This window comes from Pseudomonas sp. RC3H12, from assembly GCF_018596375.1.
In the GTDB taxonomy this organism is placed as follows: Bacteria; Pseudomonadota; Gammaproteobacteria; order Pseudomonadales; family Pseudomonadaceae; genus Aquipseudomonas.
The window spans coordinates 4,821,783-4,837,436 of the sequence record NZ_CP075595.1; the positions used below are offsets into that span (position 1 = coordinate 4,821,783).

15 protein-coding genes are annotated in these 15,654 nt (G+C 65.3%); 9 read left to right on the forward strand and 6 right to left on the reverse strand.

The window, feature by feature from the left end:
• Positions 1 to 16: 16 nt before the first annotated feature.
• Together trpB and trpA are read left to right on the forward strand one after the other, a co-directional pair.
• On the forward strand, positions 17 to 1,234 hold the full coding sequence (trpB, locus tag KHO27_RS22085; protein WP_023631191.1) for a tryptophan synthase subunit beta: 1,218 nt from the start codon (positions 17 to 19) through the stop codon (positions 1,232 to 1,234).
• The gene (gene trpA / locus KHO27_RS22090; RefSeq protein WP_214500771.1) at positions 1,231 to 2,040 is read left to right on the forward strand and encodes a tryptophan synthase subunit alpha; all 810 of its coding nucleotides are present in this window, start codon (positions 1,231 to 1,233) and stop codon (positions 2,038 to 2,040) included. Before trpB ends, trpA begins: the two co-directional genes overlap by 4 nt.
• A 74-nt stretch (positions 2,041 to 2,114) precedes the next feature.
• Here trpA and KHO27_RS22095 read toward each other — a convergent pair whose 3' ends face one another.
• Positions 2,115 to 2,447 carry a DOPA 4,5-dioxygenase family protein gene (locus KHO27_RS22095; protein ID WP_011531491.1) on the reverse strand — a complete coding sequence of 111 codons (333 nt, stop codon included), beginning with the start codon at positions 2,445 to 2,447 and terminating at the stop codon, positions 2,115 to 2,117.
• A 48-nt stretch (positions 2,448 to 2,495) separates the two neighbouring features.
• Entirely contained in the window at positions 2,496 to 3,395 is a 900-nt protein-coding gene (locus KHO27_RS22100) for a choline sulfate utilization transcriptional regulator (RefSeq protein ID WP_214500772.1), read from the reverse strand.
• Positions 3,396 to 3,504: 109 nt separating this feature from the next.
• Between KHO27_RS22100 and betC the strand changes: the two genes are divergently transcribed.
• From betC to KHO27_RS22115, 3 genes are all read left to right on the forward strand, one after another.
• Positions 3,505 to 5,022 (forward strand): choline-sulfatase, encoded by a 1,518-nt coding sequence (betC, locus tag KHO27_RS22105; protein ID WP_214500773.1) that lies wholly within the window; start codon positions 3,505 to 3,507, stop codon positions 5,020 to 5,022.
• A 14-nt stretch (positions 5,023 to 5,036) separates the two neighbouring features.
• Positions 5,037 to 5,960, forward strand: a complete 924-nt coding sequence (gene choX / locus KHO27_RS22110) for a choline ABC transporter substrate-binding protein (RefSeq protein ID WP_214500774.1) — start codon at positions 5,037 to 5,039, stop codon at positions 5,958 to 5,960.
• Between the two features lie 146 nt (positions 5,961 to 6,106).
• The gene (locus KHO27_RS22115; RefSeq protein ID WP_214500775.1) at positions 6,107 to 7,672 is read left to right on the forward strand and encodes a SulP family inorganic anion transporter; all 1,566 of its coding nucleotides are present in this window, start codon (positions 6,107 to 6,109) and stop codon (positions 7,670 to 7,672) included.
• Positions 7,673 to 7,750: 78 nt separating this feature from the next.
• Here KHO27_RS22115 and aroE read toward each other — a convergent pair whose 3' ends face one another.
• Together aroE and hemF are read right to left on the reverse strand one after the other, a co-directional pair.
• Positions 7,751 to 8,575 carry a shikimate dehydrogenase gene (gene aroE / locus KHO27_RS22120; protein WP_102682979.1) on the reverse strand — a complete coding sequence of 275 codons (825 nt, stop codon included), beginning with the start codon at positions 8,573 to 8,575 and terminating at the stop codon, positions 7,751 to 7,753.
• Positions 8,576 to 8,600: 25 nt separating this feature from the next.
• Positions 8,601 to 9,512: an oxygen-dependent coproporphyrinogen oxidase gene (hemF, locus tag KHO27_RS22125; protein WP_102682978.1), complete on the reverse strand. Its 912-nt coding sequence runs from the start codon at positions 9,510 to 9,512 to the stop codon at positions 8,601 to 8,603.
• A gap of 133 nt (positions 9,513 to 9,645) precedes the next feature.
• Here hemF and KHO27_RS22130 point away from each other — a divergent pair, with 133 nt between their 5' ends.
• Positions 9,646 to 10,623, forward strand: coding sequence for an NADPH:quinone reductase (locus KHO27_RS22130; RefSeq protein ID WP_214500776.1), 978 nt, complete (start codon positions 9,646 to 9,648; stop codon positions 10,621 to 10,623).
• 311 nt (positions 10,624 to 10,934) lie between these two features.
• On the opposite strand, the gene tsaC is transcribed toward KHO27_RS22130, so the two are convergent.
• Together tsaC and dprA are read right to left on the reverse strand one after the other, a co-directional pair.
• Positions 10,935 to 11,492 (reverse strand): L-threonylcarbamoyladenylate synthase type 1 TsaC, encoded by a 558-nt coding sequence (tsaC, locus tag KHO27_RS22135; RefSeq protein ID WP_038707096.1) that lies wholly within the window; start codon positions 11,490 to 11,492, stop codon positions 10,935 to 10,937.
• A 38-nt stretch (positions 11,493 to 11,530) separates the two neighbouring features.
• On the reverse strand, positions 11,531 to 12,628 hold the full coding sequence (dprA, locus tag KHO27_RS22140) for a DNA-processing protein DprA (RefSeq protein ID WP_110696909.1): 1,098 nt from the start codon (positions 12,626 to 12,628) through the stop codon (positions 11,531 to 11,533).
• Between the two features lie 209 nt (positions 12,629 to 12,837).
• Here dprA and def point away from each other — a divergent pair, with 209 nt between their 5' ends.
• The 3 genes from def to rsmB all read left to right on the forward strand — a co-directional run bounded on the left by def (position 12,838) and on the right by rsmB (position 15,643).
• The gene (gene def, locus KHO27_RS22145) at positions 12,838 to 13,344 is read left to right on the forward strand and encodes a peptide deformylase (RefSeq protein WP_038707094.1); all 507 of its coding nucleotides are present in this window, start codon (positions 12,838 to 12,840) and stop codon (positions 13,342 to 13,344) included.
• 62 nt (positions 13,345 to 13,406) lie between these two features.
• Positions 13,407 to 14,339, forward strand: a complete 933-nt coding sequence (gene fmt / locus KHO27_RS22150) for a methionyl-tRNA formyltransferase (RefSeq protein ID WP_214500777.1) — start codon at positions 13,407 to 13,409, stop codon at positions 14,337 to 14,339.
• On the forward strand, positions 14,336 to 15,643 hold the full coding sequence (rsmB, locus tag KHO27_RS22155; protein WP_214500778.1) for a 16S rRNA (cytosine(967)-C(5))-methyltransferase RsmB: 1,308 nt from the start codon (positions 14,336 to 14,338) through the stop codon (positions 15,641 to 15,643). The genes fmt and rsmB overlap by 4 nt, the downstream gene beginning before the upstream one ends.
• The last annotated feature ends 11 nt before the right edge of the window (positions 15,644 to 15,654 follow it).

Genomic DNA, 15,654 nt, shown 5'->3' on the forward strand with positions numbered 1-15,654 from the left:
GCCTACGGAGCGCCCCATGACCCAGACCCAATACCGCCCCGGCCCCGACGCCAACGGCCTGTTCGGCTCGTTCGGCGGCCGCTACGTGGCCGAAACCCTGATGCCGCTGGTGCTCGACCTTGCCCGCGAATACGAAGCCGCCAAGGCCGATCCCAAGTTCCTCGAAGAGCTGGCCTACTTCCAACGCGACTACATCGGCCGGCCCAACCCGCTGTACTTCGCCGAGCGCCTGACCGAGCACTGCGGCGGCGCCAAGATCTTCTTCAAGCGTGAAGAACTCAACCACACCGGCGCGCACAAGGTGAACAACTGCATCGGCCAGGTGCTGCTGGCCAAGCGCATGGGCAAGAAACGCCTGATCGCCGAAACCGGCGCCGGCATGCACGGCGTGGCCACCGCCACCGTCGCCGCGCGCTTCGGCCTGCCCTGCGTGATCTACATGGGCGCCACCGACATCGAGCGCCAGCAGGCCAACGTGTTCCGCATGAAGCTGCTGGGCGCCGAGATCGTCCCGGTCACCGCCGGCACCGGCACGCTCAAGGACGCGATGAACGAGGCCCTGCGCGACTGGGTCACCAACGTCGACGACACCTTCTACCTGATCGGCACCGTGGCGGGTCCCCACCCGTACCCGGCGATGGTCCGCGACTTCCAGTCGATCATCGGCAAAGAGACCCGCGCCCAACTGCACGAGAAGGAAGGGCGTCTGCCCGACAGCCTGATCGCCTGCGTCGGCGGCGGCTCCAACGCCATGGGCCTGTTCCACGAGTTCCTCGAAGAGCCGAGCGTCAAGATCATCGGCGTCGAGGCCGGCGGCCACGGCGTGCACACCGACAAGCACGCGGCCAGCCTGAACGGCGGCGTGCCGGGTGTGCTGCATGGCAACCGCACTTACCTGCTGCAGGACGACGACGGTCAGATCACCGACGCCCACTCGATCTCTGCAGGCTTGGACTACCCCGGCATCGGACCGGAGCATGCTTACCTGCACGAAGTGAAGCGCGTGGAGTACGTCAGCATCACCGACGACGAAGCCCTCGACGCCTTCCACACCAGCTGCCGACTGGAAGGCATCATCCCGGCGCTGGAAAGCTCCCACGCCCTGGCCGAGGCGATCAAGCGCGCGCCGACGCTGCCCAAGGACCACTTGATGGTGATCTGCCTGTCCGGTCGCGGCGACAAGGACATGCAAACCGTGATGAACCATATGGCCGCCCAGGAGAAACAGGCATGAGCCGTCTCGAACAACGCTTCGCCGATCTCAAGGCCGAAGGCCGCTCGGCATTGGTCACCTTCGTTACCGCTGGCGACCCCGGCTACGATGCCTCGCTGAAAATCCTCAAGGGCCTGCCGGCCGCCGGTGCCGACGTGATCGAGCTGGGCATGCCGTTCACCGACCCGATGGCCGACGGCGTGGCCATCCAGCTCGCCACCCTGCGCGCCCTGGAAGCTGGCCAGACCCTGGCCAAGACCCTGAAAATGGTGCGTGAATTCCGTGTGGAGAACCAAACCACCCCGATCGTGCTGATGGGTTACTACAACCCGATCCATCGCTTCGGCGTGGAGCAGTTCGTCGCCGAAGCCAAGGAAGCTGGTGTCGATGGCCTGATCATCGTCGACCTGCCGCCGGAGCACGACGCCGAGCTAGCTACCCCGGCCCAGGCCGCCGGCATTGACTTCATCCGCCTGACCACCCCGACCACCGACGACACGCGCCTGCCACGCGTGCTGGAGCGCAGTTCCGGGTTCGTCTACTACGTGTCGGTGGCCGGCGTGACCGGTGCGGGCTCGGCGACCACCGAGCATGTGACCGAGGCCATTGCGCGCCTGCGTCGGCATACCGACCTGCCGATCAGCGTTGGTTTCGGCATTCGTACACCGGAGCAGGCTGCGGCTATCGCCCGCCTGGCCGATGGCGTGGTGGTAGGCTCGGCGCTGGTCGACAAGATCGCCCAGGCCAAGGGTGCCGACCAGGCTGTGAATGATGTGCTGAGCCTGTGCTCGGCGCTGGCTGAAGGTGTGCGCGCGGCACGCAACTAAGCGCGAGGGCTTCGCCCTCGATCGCCGGCAAGCCGGCTCCCACACGACTCGTGGGAGCTTGCCGGCCCAAGCAACTAACCTTCGAAAATCGACAGGTCCAGCGGCCTGATCGCCCCCATCCAGATCGCATGATCGCGGTGATCCGCCAGTTCATCCCCGGTTTCCGGGTGCAGGAACACCACCAGCCCCTTGCGATACAGCGCCAGCCACGGCAGTACCACCCCCACCACCTCCGGCCCGAACGCCAGCTGGCAGCTCCAGTCCGGGTGCGGCCCGACCGGTTTCTGGTGCATGCGGCCCATGGTCACGGGGAACAGCCGCGTCGCCTCCTCGCATAGTTCACGGGCCTGTTCCATGGTCGATGCGTCGTAGTACACGTGGGCGTGATAGCCCTTGATCCTTTGCACGGTGGCTCCTGATTGCAGTAATGCGAATATCTTGGAGTCTACGCCATCTCATTGCAGGCGCTCCTGCTCCAGCCAATCCACAAACCGCTCGATCAACGCCCCACGCCGCTTGCGTGGCGGCAGCACCACGTAATACCCCCGCTTCGAGCGCAAACTGCCTTCCAGCGGCCGGCACAGCAGCCCCTGCTCGACCAGCCCGTCAACAAGGTGCGCCCAGCCGATCGCCACGCCCTGGCCAGCAATCGCCGCCTGAATCAGCAGGGTGTAGTTGTCGAACCGCAGCTGACCGGACGGAGGAGGGCTGTCCACACCAAGACCACGGAAAACCCCGGCCCAATCGAACCAGCGACTGGCCTGCTCACCCTTCAAGTGCAGCAATGGCAATCGCTGCAAAGCCACGGCTGACAAGGGTTTGCCATGAATCAGCCGCGGGCTGCACACCGGGAAAACTTCCTCATCGAACAGCCAGCGGCTCTCCCCCTGATGGAAGCGCCCATCACCGAACAGCACCGCCACATCGATGTCCGGGCGCAGCATCGCCTGGCTGCGCTCGCCGGTCACCAGGCTGACGTCCACCTGTGGATATGCCTCGTGGAAACGCTGCAAGCGTGGCATCAGCCAGAACGCCGCAAAGGCGAAGTCGGTCGCCACCTGCAGCACCTCGCGCTGGCCGCGCCCACTGGCTTGGGCAACGCCATCGTCCATCGCCTGCAAGCCCTGGTGCACCTGCTCGAACAACAGCAACCCCGCCTCGGTCAGCTCGATGCCCCGGTAGATCCGGTCGAACAACCGCGTGCCCAGCTGCGCCTCCAGGCGCTTCATCTGCTGGCTCACCGCCGGCTGGGTGGTGCCCAGCTCCACGGCGGCAGCGGTAAAGCTGCGCAGGCGGGCGGCGGCCTCGAACACTCGCAAGGTGTCGAGGGGCAGGTCGGCAAGGTGCTCGAACATAAGCTTGGCTAATCCCAGTCATTGCCCGGCATGGGCTTTACCCCTGTTATCCACAGCCGCATGCTGGATTGCAAGTGGTACCCATAACCCTCGACGATGGAAGGCACCCATGAAGCGACCCAACATCCTGTTCATCATGGCCGATCAGATGGCCGCGCCTTTGCTGCCCATCTACAACCCATCGCCGATCAAGATGCCCCACCTGGCCCGCCTCGCCGAGCAGGCCGTGGTGTTCGACAGTGCCTACTGCAACAGCCCGCTTTGCGCGCCGTCGCGCTTCACCTTGGTCAGCGGCCAGTTGCCCAGCCGCATCGGCGCGTACGACAACGCCGCCGACTTTCCTGCCGACATCCCGACCTACGCTCACTACCTGCGCCGCCTTGGCTACCGCACCGCGCTGTCAGGCAAGATGCACTTCTGCGGGCCGGACCAGTTGCATGGTTATGAAGAACGCCTGACCAGCGATATCTACCCGGCCGACTATGGTTGGGCGGTGAACTGGGACGCCCCTGACGACCGCCCGAGCTGGTACCACAACATGTCCTCGGTGTTGCAAGCCGGGCCGTGCGTGCGTACGAACCAGCTGGATTTCGACGAGGAAGTGGTGTTCAAGGCGCGTCAGTACCTTTACGACCATGTACGCGAGGATGATGGCCGGCCGTTCTGCCTGACCGTTTCCATGACCCATCCGCACGACCCCTACACTATCCCCAGACACTACTGGGATATGTACGAGGCTGTGGATATCCCGCTGCCGCGCAACGAAATCGCACAGGATCAACAGGACCCACACTCGCAACGCCTGCTCAAGGTCTACGACCTGTGGAACAAGCCGCTGCCCGTGGACAAGATACGCGACGCCCGCCGCGCCTACTTCGGCGCCTGCAGCTACATCGACGACAACATCGGCAAGCTGCTGCGGACCCTCGAGGAGTGCGGCCTGGCCGACGACACCCTGATCGTGTTCTCGGGCGATCACGGCGACATGCTTGGCGAGCGCGGGCTCTGGTACAAGATGCACTGGTTCGAGATGGCGGCGCGGGTGCCGCTGTTGATCCATGCGCCCAAGCACTTCGCACCGGCGCGAATCGGCGCCAGTGTGTCCACCTGCGATCTGCTGCCAACCCTGGTCGAACTGGCGGGCGGCGCTGTGGATAACCACCTGCACCTGGATGGCCGCTCGCTGCTCGGCCACCTGCAAGGGCAGGGCGGGCATGACGAAGTGATCGGCGAGTACATGGCCGAAGGCACGGTCGGCCCGCTGATGATGATCCGCCGCGGCCCCTACAAGTTCGTGTACAGCGAAGACGACCCATGGCTACTCTACGACCTGAGCCGCGACCCGCACGAGCGGGAGAACCTCACCGGCAGCCCGGACCACCAGGCGCTGCTGCAGGCATTTGCCGATGAAGCCAGGCAGCGCTGGGATATCCCGGCCCTGCGCCAGCAGGTGCTGGCCAGCCAACGGCGCCGCCGCCTGGTGGCCGAGGCACTGGCCATCGGCAAGCTGGAAAGCTGGGACCACCAACCGTTGGTGGACGCCAGCCAACAGTACATGCGCAACCATATCGATCTCGACGACCTCGAGCGCAAGGCACGTTATCCACAGCCCGCACCCCTGGATTGAGAAGAGAGGCCGCCATGCAGAAGTTCTCCACCGCCGTGCTCACCCTGGCCCTGAGCCTGGGCACGGCACATGCCGCCGACAGCGACGCGCAATGCAGCACTGTGAAGATGGCCGACCCCGGCTGGAGCGATATCGCCAGCACCAACGCCATCGCCCGCCTACTCCTGGAAAGCCTGGGCTACCAGGTGAAGATCGACAGCCTGGCCGTGCCGATCATCTACGGCGGCCTGAAGGATGGCCGGGTGGATGCCTTCCTCGGCAACTGGATGCCGGCGCAGCAGGGCTTTCATGACAAATTCATCGCCAATGGCGATGTGCAGCAGCTGGCGAAGAACCTGGAAGGCACCGAGTTCACCCTGGCGGTGCCCGACTACGTATGGAACGCGGGCGTGAAGGACTTCGCCGACCTGCAAAAGCACGCTGCGCAGTTCGACAAGAAGCTCTACGGCATCGGTTCCGGCGCGCCGGCCAACCTGTCGTTGAAAGAGATCATCGACAAGAATGAGTTCGACCTGGGCCAGTGGAAACTGGTCGAGTCCAGCGAGCAGGCGATGCTCGCTCAAGTGGACCGGGCAGTGAAGAAGCAGCAGTTCATCACCTTCCTTGGCTGGACTCCGCATCCGATGAACGTGAAGCTTAAGATGCATTACCTCACGGGCGGGGAGAAATGGTTCGGCAGCAAGGGCGATGTCTACACCCTGACCCGCAAAGGTTATCCACAAGCCTGCCCGAATGCGGCGAAGCTGCTGGGGAACTTGAAGTTCTCGCTGGAGATGGAGAACAGCATCATGGCCGAGGTTGTGGACAAGAAGGTGAGCTTCGATGAGGCGGCCAGGGGTTGGGTGAAGGCCCATCCGCAGGTGCTGGAAGGGTGGTTGGCTGGAGTGACCACCAAAGCCGGTGGCAGCGCCCAAGAGGCCGTAACAGGCAGACTCTAGAGCCTTGCAGCCAGTTCCGGCCTCATCGCTGGCAAGCCACCTCCCAGCGACAGTCTTGAGGCTTGTGGTATCACTGTGGGAGCCGGCTTGCCGGCGATGAGGCCAGCAAGGCCAACACAAGATCGGATCCTAAGCGAGTTTGCCCCATGCCCCGCCTGACTCACCTGCTGCCCTTCCTCACCTGGCTGCCCCGCCAATCGGGTCGCAGCCTGCGCCAGGACCTGCTGGTGGGCCTGAGCGGCGCCATCCTCGCCCTGCCGCAGTCCATCGCCTACGCCCTGATCGCCGGCCTGCCCGCCGAGTACGGCCTGTACGCCGCCATCGTCCCAGTGCTGATCGCCTGCCTGTGGGGCTCGTCCTGGCACCTGATCTGCGGGCCCACGGCCGCCATCTCCATCGTCCTCTACGCCAGCATCAGCCCCCTGGCCGTGGCCGGCAGCGCCGACTATGTGACCCTGGTACTGCTGCTGACCTTCCTCGGCGGCATCTTCCAGTTGCTGCTGGGGCTGTTGCGCTTCGGTGCGCTGGTCAATTTCGTTTCCCACTCGGTGGTGCTGGGCTTCACCCTCGGCGCCGCCATCGTCATCGCCCTTGGGCAGTTACCGAACCTGCTGGGGATGGATCTGCCGAGCCAGGCCACGGCGTTGAAGACCGTGCAGGATCTGGCCGGCCATGTCGGCGAAGTGGACCTGCCGTCTCTGGCCCTGGGCCTGGCCACACTGGTGTTCGGTATCGCGTTGAAACTTTGGCGCCCGCGCTGGCCAAGCCTGTTGATAAGCCTGCTGCTGGTCAGCCTGGTGGCCTGGCTATTACCCGGCGTTTTCGGCCATGTGCCCAGGGTGGCTGCGTTCACCGGGCAGCTCCCGCCCTTTAGCCCGCTGCCTCTGCTGGATGTGGAGCTGATGCTGCGCCTGCTGCCAAGCGCCGTGGCGGTGGGCATGCTGGGGCTGGTAACCAGCCTGTCGATTGCTCGCTCGTTGTCGGCACGTTCGGAGCAACTGATCGACCCTGACCAGGAAATCCGCGCACAAGGATTGTCGAACACCGGCGGCGCGTTTTTCTCCGGCTACCTGTCCGCAGGTTCCTTCACTCGCTCGGGCCTCAGTTACGACGCCGGCGCCCGCTCGCCACTGGCCGGGGTGTTCTCGGCGCTGTGGGTCGCACTGTTCGCGGTGACCGGCGCCGGGCTGATCGCCCACCTGCCGATCCCGGCGATGGCGGGGAGCATCCTGCTGATCTGCTGGGGGCTGGTAGACCATCGCGGCATTCGCGCGCTGTTCCGGGTCAGCCGCTCGGAGTTCCTGGTGATGGCGCTGACGGCGGCGGCGACGTTGCTGCTGGAGTTGCAGACGGCGATTTATGCCGGGGTGCTGGCCTCATTGTTCTTTTACCTCAAGCGCACCTCACGGCCACGGGTGCAGCAAAGCCGGGAAGGGGAGGCGGACATCTTGCGGGTGGGCGGGTCGATCTTCTTTGGCGCGGCGCATTACCTGCAGGTGCGCCTTCAGCGCTGCCAGGGGCCACACGTAGTGATCGATGCGCGGCAGGTGAACTTCATCGATTACTCGGGTGTGGATATGTTGCACCGCGAGGCGAGGCGGTTGATGCGCAGTGGCGGGAGCCTGACGTTGCAGCGGGCAAGGCCGCAGGTGATGGAGGAGTTGCAGAAGCTGGAAGGGATCCAAAGTTGTCCAATCAGGTTCGTGGATTAATCGCGGGGCAAGCCCGCTCCCACGTCAACACCGTATCCTGGCGTGGGAGCGGGCTTGCCCCGCGATTGGGTACCAAGCTCAGCCGCGAGCCAACTGCCGACGCAGCTCATCCAGCACCGGCCCGGTCTCAGGCCGAACCCCACGCCAGATGAAGAACGCCTCGGCGGCCTGCTCCGCCAGCATCCCCAGCCCATCCAGTACCTTGGCCGCACCCAGCTTGCTGGCCCACTGGCAGAACGGCGTCGGCTCCTTGCCATACATCATGTCGTAGCAAACGGTACGCCCCGCCTCGACCAGGCTGTCGGCAATCGGCGGCAGCTCGCCGGACAGGCTCGCCGAAGTGGCGTTGATGATCACGTCCACCGGCTCCTGCAACCAGGCAAAACCGCTGGCCACCACCGGGCCCAGCTCATCGAACTCACGGGCCAGTTGCTCGGCCTTCTCCACCGTGCGGTTGGCAATCACCAGCGATTGCGGGTTGTGCGCCAGGATCGGCTCCAGCACGCCACGCACCGCGCCGCCGGCACCAAGGATGAGGATACGCTTGCCGGCCAGCTCGACCCCGGCGTTGACAGTGAGGTCACGCACCAGCCCAGCACCGTCGGTGTTGTCGCCTTGCAAGGTGCCGTCGGCCAGCTTGCTCAAGGTGTTCACCGCGCCGGCACGCTTGGCGCGTGGGGTGAGGCTGTCGCACAGGCGGTAGGCCTCCTCCTTGAACGGCACGGTAACGTTGGCGCCGCTGCCTTGCTTGAAGAAGCCACGGGCGCAGTCGCTGAATTCGTCCAGCGGCGCCAGCAGGGTGGCGTACTCCAGGTCCTCGCCGGTCTGGTCGGCGAACAGGCGGTGGATCAACGGCGATTTGCTGTGGCCGATGGGGTTACCGAAAACAACGTACTGGTCCATGGGGGATCCTCGGTTATCCACAGGCTTAGCGGGCGAGCCAGTCACGGTCCTGCAGGAAATACTCGGTCAGCCGCGCTTCCTCGCTGCCGGGCTCGGCCTTCCAATCGTAACCCCAGCGCACCTGCGGTGGCAGCGACATCAGGATCGATTCGGTGCGGCCACCGGACTGCAGGCCGAACAAGGTGCCACGGTCGTAGACCAGGTTGAACTCGACGTAGCGGCCACGGCGGTACTCCTGGAATTCGCGCTGGGCGGGGGTGTACGGGGTGTCCTTGCGACGCTGGACGATCGGCAAGTAGGCCTCGACATAGGCGTCACCGATGGCGCGGATGAAGGCGAAGCAGGTGTCGAAGTCCCACTCGTTCAGGTCATCGAAGAACAGGCCGCCGATGCCGCGTGGCTCGCCACGGTGCTTGAGGTGGAAGTAGCGGTCGCACCAGGCCTTGTAGCGCGGGTACACGTCGGCGCCGAACGGCGCGCAGGCCTGCTCGGCCACGCGGTGCCAGTGCACGCAGTCTTCTTCATTGCCGTAATAGGGGGTCAGGTCGAAGCCACCGCCGAACCACCATACCGCCTCTTCACCCTCTTTTTCGGCGATGAAGAACCGCACGTTGGCGTGGGAAGTCGGCACATGCGGGTTGTGCGGGTGGATCACCAGCGACACGCCCAACGCCTCGAAACCACGGCCCGCCAGCTCCGGGCGGTGGGCACTGGCCGACGGCGGCAGGCCGCTGCCGAACACGTGGGAGAAGTTCACCCCGCCTTTCTCGATCACCTTGCCATCGCCGATCACCCGCGTGCGACCGCCGCCGCCGGCATCGCGCACCCAGGCATCCTCGACGAAGCGGGCGCCGCCGTCTTCATTCTCGAGGGCAGTGCAGATGCGGTCTTGCAGGTCGAGCAGGTAGGCTTTCACGGCCTCGGTGCGGCTGGTCATCGGGTCACCTGGAAGGAGCGGGGAAAATTCGCCGCGTAGCATACCACCGGCAAACCCCGCGCCGCAGTTGACGGCGATCAAGCAAAGGCGTCCGATAGAAGGCCTTTGCGACCCTCGACGACAGGAGTGTGTGATGGCCAAGCGTATCCAGTTCAGCCAGCATGGCGGCCCGGAAGTCCTGCAACTGGTGGAGTTCGACCCCGCCCCCCCCGGCCCGCAGCACGTGCGGGTGCGTAACCATGCGATCGGGCTGAACTTCATCGACACCTATTTCCGTGGCGGGCTGTATGCGCCGCCGTCGCTACCTTCCGGGCTGGGTACCGAAGCGGCAGGGGTGGTCGAGGCGGTGGGCGAGGGCGTAAGCCGGATCCGGGTCGGCGACCGCGTGGCTTATGCCGGTGGGCCGCTGGGGGCCTACAGCGAGGTGCATACACTGCCGGAGGCCAACCTGGTCAAGCTGCCGGATGCGATCAGCTTCGAGCAGGCGGCGGCGGTGATGCTCAAGGGGCTGACCACGCAGTACCTGCTCAAGCAGACCTATGCCGTGCAGCAGGGGGATTTCGTGCTGTTCCATGCTGCTGCCGGTGGCGTCGGATCGCTGGCTTGTCAGTGGGCCAAGGCACTGGGGGCGAAGCTGATTGGTACTGTCAGCTCTCCCGAGAAAGCCGAGCGGGCCAAGGCACTCGGGGCCTGGGCGACCATCGACTACAGCCACGAAGATGTGGCTAAACGCGTGCTGGAGCTGACCGACGGTCAAAAGTGCGCGGTGGTGTATGACGGCGTGGGGGCGGATACCTGGCTGACTTCACTGGATTGCCTGAAGCCGCGTGGGTTGATGGTCAGCTTCGGCAATGCGTCCGGCGCGGTGACCGGGGTGAACCTGGGGATTTTGTCGCAGAAGGGGTCGCTGTATGTCACTCGGCCGACGCTGGCGAGCTATGCCAACAACGCCGAGAACACCCAGGCCATGGCCGATGACCTGTTCGCGATGATCGCCAGTGGCAAGTTGGTGGTGGATATCCAGCAGCGGTATCCGTTGAGTGAGGCGGCCAAGGCGCAAAGCGAGTTGTCGGCGCGGCGGACTGTCGGCTCGACTGTTCTGCTGCCTTGAAATCCTGGGGCCGCTCTGCGGCCCATTCGCTGGCAAGCCAGCTCCCACAGGGACCGCGCAAACCTCCTGGATGACGCTGTACCTGTGGGGGCCGGCTTGCCGGCGAGGCAGTCGACAGACTGCGTAGGATAATTCTCTGAATTCGAGATGGGCAGCCTTGGGGATCAAGATCAGAAAATGCTGAAGCTAGCACCGCCCCTGTGGGAGCTGGCTTTCCAGCGATAGGGCCAGTTCAGGCAATGATGCTGCCCCTGCTGGCCTCATCGCTGGCAAGCCAGCTCCCACAAAGGTTACTCACAGGGCTTGAGTCTTCACCCCGGGCGCACAACCTCACCGGTCGCCAGGTCCCGAATCAGGCTTGGATTCTTCCGCCCCCCCAACGCCCCACCCAGCACCATGTCCAGCTGCTTGTGGAAATACTGCTCCACCCGCAACCGGCTCTTGGCCGCCGGACGCCCGGCCGGGTTGCAGGACGTGGAAATCAACGGCCCGACCAACGCGCACAGCTCACGCACCTGTGGGTGATCGCTGACCCGCAATGCCACGCTGTCATGCTGCCCGGTCACCCACTCGGGCAGCAGGTCCTGGTGCGGCACCAGCCAAGTGTTCGGCCCCGGCCAGGTGGCGGCCATGCGGTCGATCCAGTCCTGGGGGAAGTCTTCGAACAGGAAGTCGAACTGGTGGATGCTGTCGGCGACCAGGATCAGGCCTTTATCCACAGGCCGCGACTTGAGCGCCAGCAGGCGATACACCGCGTCCTCGTTCCACGGGTCGCAGCCCAGGCCCCAGACCGCTTCCGTCGGATAGGCGATCACCGCACCCGCCTTCACCTCACGCGCGGCTTGTTGCACACGCCAACTGCTCACCATTTCCGTCTCTCCGCATAAACGCCGTGTGCGCAGTGTACTTAGCCGGAACGGGCAAACCAACGCCCGGCTTCATTGCTGACCCGGCCCTCGAGCTCCAACTCGGTCAGGCTGGCCAGCACCTGGGCCAACGGCTGGCCGCTGCTGTGCGCCAGGCCCTCGCTGGTGTGGGGTGCCGCGTGGAGCAAGGCGAGCAGGGGATGGTCGGCTTTGCCCACAGGCGCGCCCGGCAAGTTCTGCCAACCGCGCAGGCTGTCGAGGATCTGCTCCACGCTTTCCACCAACAGCGCGCCGTCGCGAATCAGCTGGTGGCAGCCCTTGGCGCCGGGGTGGTGGATCGAACCCGGAATGGCATACACCTCGCGCCCTTGCTCTGCGGCAAGGCGCGCGGTGATCAATGAGCCGCTGGCGATACTCGCCTCGACCACCAGCACGCCGAGCGACAGCCCGCTGATGATGCGGTTGCGCCTGGGGAAGTTACCGGCCAGCGGCCCGGCATCCAGCGGGTACTCGGAAACCAGCGCGCTGCCACTGTCGAGCATCGCCCGGGCAAGGTCACGGTGGCGCTGTGGATAAAGTTTTTGCAACCCCGTGCCGAGCACCCCAATGGTCTGCCCCCCGGCTTTCAGCGCGGCCCGATGAGCGGCACCGTCAACGCCCAGCGCCAGCCCGCTGGTGATGGTGAATCCGGCTTGCGCCAGGCAACGCGAGAACGCAGCCGCGGTATCCAGCGCCGGTGGTGAAGCACGCCTGCTACCCACAATCGCCAGCTGCGGGTGCTCCAGCAAAGCGGGGTCACCGGCGACGAACAGCAGGGGTGGCGGGTCGTCGATTTCACTCAGCAATGCGGGGTAGCCAGGCCCGTCCCACATCAGCAAATGCTGGCCCGGACGCTCTAACCAGGCCATCGCAGCCAACGCGCCGTCGCGCACCTCAGGGCTGCGACGGGCGTCGATACTGGCGGCTGGCAACCCCAGCGCACGCCAGGCACTGGCCGGCGCACTGAGTGCCGATGAGGCATTGCCAAAGGCTTCGATCAGGGTAAGAAAGCGGCGCAGGCCGATGTCGGGGAGGCGATGCAGACGCAGCCGCGCCTCCAGTTCGGCAGGCGAGCAAGGCGACGAACGGAGAGTGTTCATGGTGATCCTCCTTGATCGACAGGGGGCCATCGGCGTGGCACACGCCTGTGGATAACTTTGTGGGTAATACTTTGAAAAGCTGTCCATTAAATGGCAGCTATCAAGCCCATAAAGACCCTAGCCGAGCTTTCACAGGTGCCTTGTCCACCTTTTCCCTTTATTATGTGTGCTCAGTTTTCAACCGACCGCACAGTGACTGCCTGACCGCCATGGCCATTTTGAACATTCTCGAATTCCCCGATCCGCGCCTGCGTACCATTGCCAAACCGGTAACGGTGTTTGACGACGCCTTGCGCCAGCTGATCGACGACATGTTCGAAACCATGTACGAAGCCCCGGGCATCGGCCTGGCGGCGACCCAGGTCAACGTGCACCAGCAAGTGGTGGTGATGGACCTGAGCGAAGACCGCAGCGAACCGCGGGTCTTCATCAACCCCAGCGTCGAAGAGCTGACCCACGACATGGGCCAGTACCAGGAAGGCTGCCTGTCGGTGCCGGGCTTCTACGAGAACGTCGACCGCCCGCTGCGCGTCCGGGTCAAGGCCCAGGACCGCGACGGCAAGCCGTACGAGCTGGAATGCGAGGGCCTGTTGGCAGTGTGCGTGCAGCACGAGTTCGATCACCTCAACGGCAAGCTGTTCGTCGACTACCTGTCGCAGCTCAAACGTGACCGGATCAAGAAGAAGCTGGAAAAGCAGCACCGCCAGCAAGCCTGATCCCCACCTTCCAGAAGGCTTGCTCCGGCAAGCCTTTTTCTTTTTCAAGAAGCGAGAACTCCATGCGCATCGTCTTCGCAGGCACTCCAGAGTTTGCCGCCGAACACCTCAAGGCTTTGCTCGACAGCCCGTACGAGATCGTGGCCGTCTACACCCAGCCCGACCGCCCGGCCGGGCGTGGCCAGAAGCTGATGCCGAGCGCGGTCAAGGCGCTGGCCGTGGCCCACGATATCCCGGTGTACCAGCCGCAGACCCTGCGCAACGCCGACGCCCAGGCCGAACTCGCCGCACTGAAGCCGGACCTGATGGTGGTGGTCGCCTACGGCCTGATCCTGCCGCAAGCTGTGCTGGATATCCCACGCCTGGGCTGCATCAACAGCCACGCCTCGCTGCTGCCGCGCTGGCGCGGCGCCGCGCCGATCCAGCGCGCCGTTGAAGCCGGTGACGCCGAGAGCGGCGTGACCGTGATGCGCATGGAAGCGGGCCTGGATACCGGCCCGATGCTGCTCAAGGTGGTCACCCCGATCAGTGCCGAGGACACCGGCGGTACCCTGCACGACCGCCTCGCCACCATGGGCCCGGGCGCCGTGGTGCAGGCCATCGCCGGCCTGGCCGATGGCAGCCTGCAAGGTGAAGTGCAGGACGACGCTCTTGCCACTTACGCCCACAAGCTGAACAAGGACGAGGCGCGCATCGACTGGAACCGTCCGGCAGTTGAGCTTGAGCGCCTGATCCGTGCCTTCAACCCCTGGCCGGTGTGCCACAGCACTCTGGATGGCGAAAGCGTGAAGGTACTGGCCGCCAACTTGTCCACAGCCCAGGGCGCCCCCGGCGAAATCCTGTCAGCTAGCAAAGATGGCCTGGTGGTCGCCTGCGGTGACCAGGCCCTGAGCCTGACCCGCCTGCAACTGCCGGGTGGCAAGGCACTCAACTTCGCCGACCTGTTCAACAGCCGCCGCGAGAAATTCGCCAGTGGCAAGGTGCTCGGCCAATGAACCCACGCCTGGCTGCCGCCCGTGCCCTTGCCGCCGTGCTCAACGGCAAGGCTTCGCTGAACAGCTCGCTGCCGGCGCAACTGGACAAGGTCGAAGAACGCGACCGCGGCCTGACCCAGGACCTGGCCTTCGGCACCGCCCGCTGGCAGCCGCGCCTGGACCTGCTGGCCGCGCAACTGTTGCAGAAACCCTTCAAGGCCGCCGACGCCGATGTGCAGGCGCTGCTGCTGGTCGGCCTGTACCAGCTGTTCTACAGCCGCATCCCGGCCCACGCCGCCATCGGCGAAACCGTCGGGTGTGCCGACAAGCTGAAGAAGCCTTGGGCCAAGGGCCTGCTCAACGCCGTGCTGCGCCGCGCCCAGCGTGAAGGGGAGGCACTGTTGGCCGACATGGAGCGCGACCCGGTGGTGCGCACTGCCCACCCGCGCTGGCTGCAGAAGTCACTCAAGGCCTTCTGGCCTGAGCAGTGGGAAGCCATCTGCGCCGCCAACAACGCCCACCCGCCGATGATCCTGCGCATCAACCGCCGCCATCACAGCCGCGACGCTTACCTCGCGCTGCTGGACGAGGCCGGCATCAGCGCCAGCGCCTGCCAGTACAGCCGTGACGGCATCGTGCTGGCCGAAGCCTGCGACGTGCGCGGCCTGCCGGGCTTCGCCGAGGGTTGGGTCAGCGTGCAGGACGAAGCCGCACAGTTGTCCGCCGACCTGCTGGAACTGGCCCCCGGCCAGCGTGTGCTCGATGCGTGTTGCGCCCCTGGCGGCAAGACCTGCCACCTGCTTGAAGCCGAACCGGGCTTGGCGCACATGGTCGCCATCGACCTCGAGGCCAAGCGCCTGACCCGCGTGCGCGAGAACCTCGACCGCCTCAAGCTCGACGCCGAGTTGATCGCCTGCGACGCCCGCGACACCGCCAGCTGGTGGGACGGCAAACCCTTCCAGCGCATCCTGCTCGACGCCCCCTGCTCGGCCACTGGCGTGATCCGCCGCCACCCGGATATCAAGCTGACCCGCCAGGCCGACGACATCCCGGCCCTGGCCACGCTGCAAGGCGAGCTGCTCGACGCCCTGTGGCCGACCCTGGAAGTGGGCGGCATGCTGCTGTACGCCACCTGCTCGAGCCTGCCGACCGAGAACACCGAAGTGATCGACGCCTTCCTCGCCCGCACCCCCGGTGCCCGCGAGCTGGACCTGGCCACCGAAGCCGGCCTGCGCCAGCCCCACGGGCGCCAGCTGCTGGCCCAGGAAGGCGGCCACGACGGCTTCTACTATGCCAAGCTGATCAAGATCGCCGCCTCGCGGTAAGCACAAGAATG

Bases quoted from the DNA above. Each gene is read 5' to 3' on its own strand.
- choX (WP_214500774.1), top strand. From the start codon at position 5,037: ATGCAGAAGTTCTCCACCGCCGTGCTCACCCTGGCCCTGAGCCTGGGC.
- KHO27_RS22130 (WP_214500776.1), top strand. From the start codon at position 9,646: ATGGCCAAGCGTATCCAGTTCAGCCAGCATGGCGGCCCGGAAGTCCTG.
- trpA (WP_214500771.1), top strand. From the start codon at position 1,231: ATGAGCCGTCTCGAACAACGCTTCGCCGATCTCAAGGCCGAAGGCCGC.
- hemF (WP_102682978.1), bottom strand. From the start codon at position 9,512: ATGACCAGCCGCACCGAGGCCGTGAAAGCCTACCTGCTCGACCTGCAA.
- KHO27_RS22100 (WP_214500772.1), bottom strand. From the start codon at position 3,395: ATGTTCGAGCACCTTGCCGACCTGCCCCTCGACACCTTGCGAGTGTTC.
- dprA (WP_110696909.1), bottom strand. From the start codon at position 12,628: ATGAACACTCTCCGTTCGTCGCCTTGCTCGCCTGCCGAACTGGAGGCG.
- KHO27_RS22115 (WP_214500775.1), top strand. From the start codon at position 6,107: ATGCCCCGCCTGACTCACCTGCTGCCCTTCCTCACCTGGCTGCCCCGC.
- tsaC (WP_038707096.1), bottom strand. From the start codon at position 11,492: ATGGTGAGCAGTTGGCGTGTGCAACAAGCCGCGCGTGAGGTGAAGGCG.
- fmt (WP_214500777.1), top strand. From the start codon at position 13,407: ATGCGCATCGTCTTCGCAGGCACTCCAGAGTTTGCCGCCGAACACCTC.
- def (WP_038707094.1), top strand. From the start codon at position 12,838: ATGGCCATTTTGAACATTCTCGAATTCCCCGATCCGCGCCTGCGTACC.
- betC (WP_214500773.1), top strand. From the start codon at position 3,505: ATGAAGCGACCCAACATCCTGTTCATCATGGCCGATCAGATGGCCGCG.
- rsmB (WP_214500778.1), top strand. From the start codon at position 14,336: ATGAACCCACGCCTGGCTGCCGCCCGTGCCCTTGCCGCCGTGCTCAAC.
- aroE (WP_102682979.1), bottom strand. From the start codon at position 8,575: ATGGACCAGTACGTTGTTTTCGGTAACCCCATCGGCCACAGCAAATCG.
- trpB (WP_023631191.1), top strand. From the start codon at position 17: ATGACCCAGACCCAATACCGCCCCGGCCCCGACGCCAACGGCCTGTTC.